Origin of the sequence: Hydrogenimonas sp., from assembly GCF_029932565.1 — a bacterium.
Taxonomy (GTDB): Bacteria; Campylobacterota; Campylobacteria; order Campylobacterales; family Hydrogenimonadaceae; genus Hydrogenimonas.
Genome location: NZ_JAOZPV010000111.1, coordinates 1 through 3,735, shown reverse-complemented (window position 1 = coordinate 3,735; position 3,735 = coordinate 1). Strand labels below are relative to the sequence as shown.

Here is a 3,735-nt window from a genome sequence, read left to right as displayed (position 1 = left end):
TGGGAGTTTTTATAAATAGAATGTCTCCAACCCCTCTTTGTCAAGAATGATGATCTCATCTTTCTGCTTTTCGATGAATCCCAGTGTCGAGAGTTTTTTCAGAATTCTTGAAAGGGTTTCGGGTGTCATGTTCAAGTCGGCCGCAATATGGCTTTTTTTGAGATTGGATATCTCGTGCCCATGTTCGCAGATAAATTTTGCCACGCGGGCTGTGGAGTTCATGACCATGTTGGTGGCGATGACATTTTCGAGATATTTGATCTTTTTTGAAAGAGACTTGATGAATGCGAAAGAGATTTCGGGATCTTTTAGAAACTCTTTTTCGAACAGTTCGTAATTGATGACGAGTGCCCGGCCGTCGGTTTCGAATTCGGCAGATGCAGGATAGCGCATATGCTCCAGATTGACGATTTCCGCAATGACGTCGATCGGGAAAAAGTGATGCAGAATGACTTTGTTTCCCTTCTGGTCCGTTTTATAGACCTGAAGAATGCCGTCCAGAAGGACGATCAGGTTTTTCGCTTCATCGCCTTCGAAAAAGAGAATCGTCCCCTTTTTGTATTCAACGATATTCGAGATCTCCTCGAGACGGGTGAGTCTCTCTTCGTTCATATGTCTAAAAAGGTAGAAATTTTTCAGTTTTTTAATCATTTTTCTCTATTCCGGGTCATTGTCTATGCAAATTTGAGGAAAAGGCCGATACAGATGGATAGCAATACCACGATCGAGAGCATGACTGGTGTATAGAGCTTTTTCGGAATCGGGTAGCGTTCATCGATCCACTCTGTGATTTTCATAGCAGGAAAAATCATGAAAAAGAGCATCACAATACTGAAAGTTAGTGTGAGGACGATATTCAAAGTTTTTCCTTCAATGCAACGTATTGAAAATTCAATTGAGTGAGAAGTATATGGTTTTACGGCTGAAAGAGAGTTTAGAGCTCTTGATATAAATCAATGTCTGACTTCTCTATTATGATAGTATTGCAAATTAAAATTAATTGGGTTGACATAATGGGTAAGTTTTTTTATATCGAAGGTGCATATCTGATTCTGGCGGCCATCGTACTGATGGTGACACTTTTCGTAACAACACGACCGTTTATGGGAAAAAATGCCAAAAAGAGAGGAATGATGTATGTTTCTCTCTTTTTGGCCGTGGCGATCGGTGCACACTACTGGGTGACGACATCCCGGATGGAGAAAGTCAAAGAAGCATTTGTTCGGGGTGAACCGATTATATGTGAAAGTCGTATCGTGAGAAAAGGTGCACAGTCACTAATCTTAAAAAAATCGCTGGGGTGGAGACTTGAAGGGGATTACTTTGTTTCGGATGCATATGTACGCCCCTTCTTTTCCGCTCGATGTGTCGTTTATAAAAAGTAGACCCATATAGTCCCTGAAACAGGGGGCGAATGTTTTCAATCTTAGAAAATAATAAATTTTATTTTCCATCTTTCAAATTACAAAAAAATCTCTTTTTCTTGATGCATGTCAATCCGAATAACAATAAATATTGTCATAATATCTCCATGCCTTATCCGGGGTATATAAAGTGGTCTTTTTAGAAAGTCCGCTTAAGAAAGGAGTGTCATGGAATCTGTCATCTATATGCCGCAGTTGGCACCGGATGAGTTTTTGGGAATCTTCATTGTGGCAACGCTGGTTCTGGTGTTCGGGGTTGGCTATGCCGCATTGATTACCCTGTCGAAGATGGGCTTCGTTCCAAAAAAATGGCAGCCTTTCGGCTATATATTCTGGATATTGCAGGCTTACAGTTTGTACGATCTTTCGGTTCGGATTCAGAGCAACCCCTTCACGGCAAAAGTGCTGATGGTGGCGATGATCATCTATCTTTTCGCACCCCATCTGTACTTTTACCTGATCGAAGAGTCGGAAAAGCGCTATGAAACGGCCGAAGATGGTCAACCATTAAATTAAAGGAGGAGTGATGAGCAAGAAGAGTGCTTCTGTCTGGACGAGTATACCGTTCTGGCGCCGTTCAGCAGCATGGGTCACCGGTACGGCCACCGTATTGCTGATCTGGCTGACATTCGATACGATGGGTCAGATCGGAATGGGCAGCGATGCCGATTTGGAAAAGGGGATTAAAAAAAGAATCCCGGCTGCATCGGTCATTAACTATCATATCGGGTATGCGTTTGACGAGAAACGTGGACATGAGGTTCCGGTTATCGGTGAAAAAGAGCCATTTTTCGGAAAAGAGTGGAGCAACAAAGAGGCAGCGGATCTGCTGCATCACGGCAAGCTCACTTCACAGGCCAAAAACTGTATGAATTGCCATACGCTTCTTGGGAATGGTGCCTATTTCGCACCGGATCTGACCAAAGCGTGGCTCGATACAAAATGGAATGACGGCACAATGACCGGTATTACCGGCAAAGAGACGAAAGAGGAAGCGATGGCGGAATTTTTGATGCATCCTTCTCAATATCCTACGCATGCGCGTATGATGCCTGAACTGGGAATTACGAAAGATGAAGCAGTTGCATTGGTTGCATTCCTGAAGCATATGAGTGCGATCGACACCAACGGTTTCCCCCGAAACTTCTCCCAGTCTGCGAAACGTTTAGAAGGAGGTACTCATGCTCACTAATGGTCAGTTGAAGTACGAGTCGCAAAAGCTTGCGATGAACTATTTTCGTGTAGCAATTGTCCTGTTTGGCGCTCAGCTGTTGATGGGATTGATCGCTGCCATACAGTTTTTGTATCCGGGATTCCTTTTCGAGCTTTTCGACTTCAGTGTCGCACGGATGGTTCACATCAATGCGCTGGTCGTCTGGATGCTCTTTGCGATGATCGGATCGGTCTATTACATGATTCCTGACGAGACAGGTCACGAAGCGGTCGGTATCGCCCTGGGCAAACTTGCATTCTGGGTTTTGACTGCTGCAGTAGCTGTTGTCGTCCTGGTTTACATTTTCATTCAGGTTGGATCCGGCAGTGAAACGACCATCTGGTTCATCAACGAAGGACGTGAATATCTCGAAGCACCACGCTGGGCGGATATCGGTATCGTTGTCGTTGTTTTGATCTTCTATTACAATGTCTTCTTTACATTCATCAAGTCTGAAAAGAGGACAGGTATCATGACGGTCATGGTTGCCAACCTCTTTGCACTGGCTGGTCTCTATCTGTGTGGTATGTTCTTTACCGACAACATCTCGATGGATCAGTACTGGTGGTGGTGGGTTATCCACCTGTGGGTCGAAGCGACCTGGGAAGTCTTCGTCGGTACACTGGCAGCCTATGCGTTGATCAAGATTCTCGACGCGAAGCGCGAAATCGTCGAAATGTGGCTCTGGATCGAAGTACTGATGCTGTTTGGTTCAGGTATTCTCGGTCTGGGTCACCACTACTTCTGGATCGGTACACCCGAGTACTGGTGGGAGATCGGTGCGCTCTTCAGTGCTCTCGAGCCTGTTCCGCTGGTAGCGATGTTCGTTCACGTTCTCTATGACTGGGGTAAAGAGCAGGGCCACACCGAAGCGGGCCAGGCCGGTCATGCAGTCAAAAATACGCCGGCGATGGCATGGATCGCAGCCAACGCATTCGGAAACTTCCTGGGTGCCGGTATCTGGGGATTCTTCCATACATTGCCGCAGGTCAACATCTATACACACGGTACGCAGTTCACGGCGGCCCACGGCCACCTTGCATTCTTCGGTGCCTATGCGACGATTCTGATCGGTATGATGTATCTGGGAGTACAGGG

General features: G+C 45.7%; 6 protein-coding genes. 4 read left to right on the top strand and 2 right to left on the bottom strand.

Annotation, left to right across the window (positions count from 1 at the left end; translation table 11 throughout):
• Positions 1-9: 9 nt before the first annotated feature.
• Complete coding sequence (locus Q1K24_RS09455; RefSeq protein WP_300369386.1) at positions 10-651, bottom strand: Crp/Fnr family transcriptional regulator; 642 nt, start codon at positions 649-651, stop codon at positions 10-12.
• Positions 652-674: 23 nt separating this feature from the next.
• Positions 675-860: a hypothetical protein gene (locus Q1K24_RS09450; protein ID WP_300369383.1), complete on the bottom strand. Its 186-nt coding sequence runs from the start codon at positions 858-860 to the stop codon at positions 675-677.
• A 153-nt stretch (positions 861-1,013) separates the two neighbouring features.
• Here Q1K24_RS09450 and Q1K24_RS09445 point away from each other — a divergent pair, with 153 nt between their 5' ends.
• From Q1K24_RS09445 to Q1K24_RS09430, 4 genes are all read left to right on the top strand, one after another.
• Complete coding sequence (locus Q1K24_RS09445) at positions 1,014-1,385, top strand: hypothetical protein (protein ID WP_300369380.1); 372 nt, start codon at positions 1,014-1,016, stop codon at positions 1,383-1,385.
• Between the two features lie 207 nt (positions 1,386-1,592).
• Complete coding sequence (locus tag Q1K24_RS09440; protein WP_300369377.1) at positions 1,593-1,940, top strand: hypothetical protein; 348 nt, start codon at positions 1,593-1,595, stop codon at positions 1,938-1,940.
• Positions 1,941-1,950: 10 nt separating this feature from the next.
• A complete protein-coding gene (locus tag Q1K24_RS09435) occupies positions 1,951-2,616 on the top strand; it encodes a cytochrome c (protein WP_300369374.1) in 666 nt (221 codons plus the stop codon).
• Positions 2,606-3,735: cbb3-type cytochrome c oxidase subunit I (locus Q1K24_RS09430; protein ID WP_300369371.1), on the top strand; the 1,130-nt coding region annotated here is incomplete at its 3' end. The genes Q1K24_RS09435 and Q1K24_RS09430, both read left to right, overlap by 11 nt.

Excerpts from the sequence above, each read along its gene's own strand:
- Q1K24_RS09445 (WP_300369380.1), top strand. The coding sequence starts at position 1,014 with ATGGGTAAGTTTTTTTATATCGAAGGTGCATATCTGATTCTGGCGGCC.
- Q1K24_RS09455 (WP_300369386.1), bottom strand. The coding sequence starts at position 651 with ATGATTAAAAAACTGAAAAATTTCTACCTTTTTAGACATATGAACGAA.
- Q1K24_RS09440 (WP_300369377.1), top strand. The coding sequence starts at position 1,593 with ATGGAATCTGTCATCTATATGCCGCAGTTGGCACCGGATGAGTTTTTG.
- Q1K24_RS09435 (WP_300369374.1), top strand. The coding sequence starts at position 1,951 with ATGAGCAAGAAGAGTGCTTCTGTCTGGACGAGTATACCGTTCTGGCGC.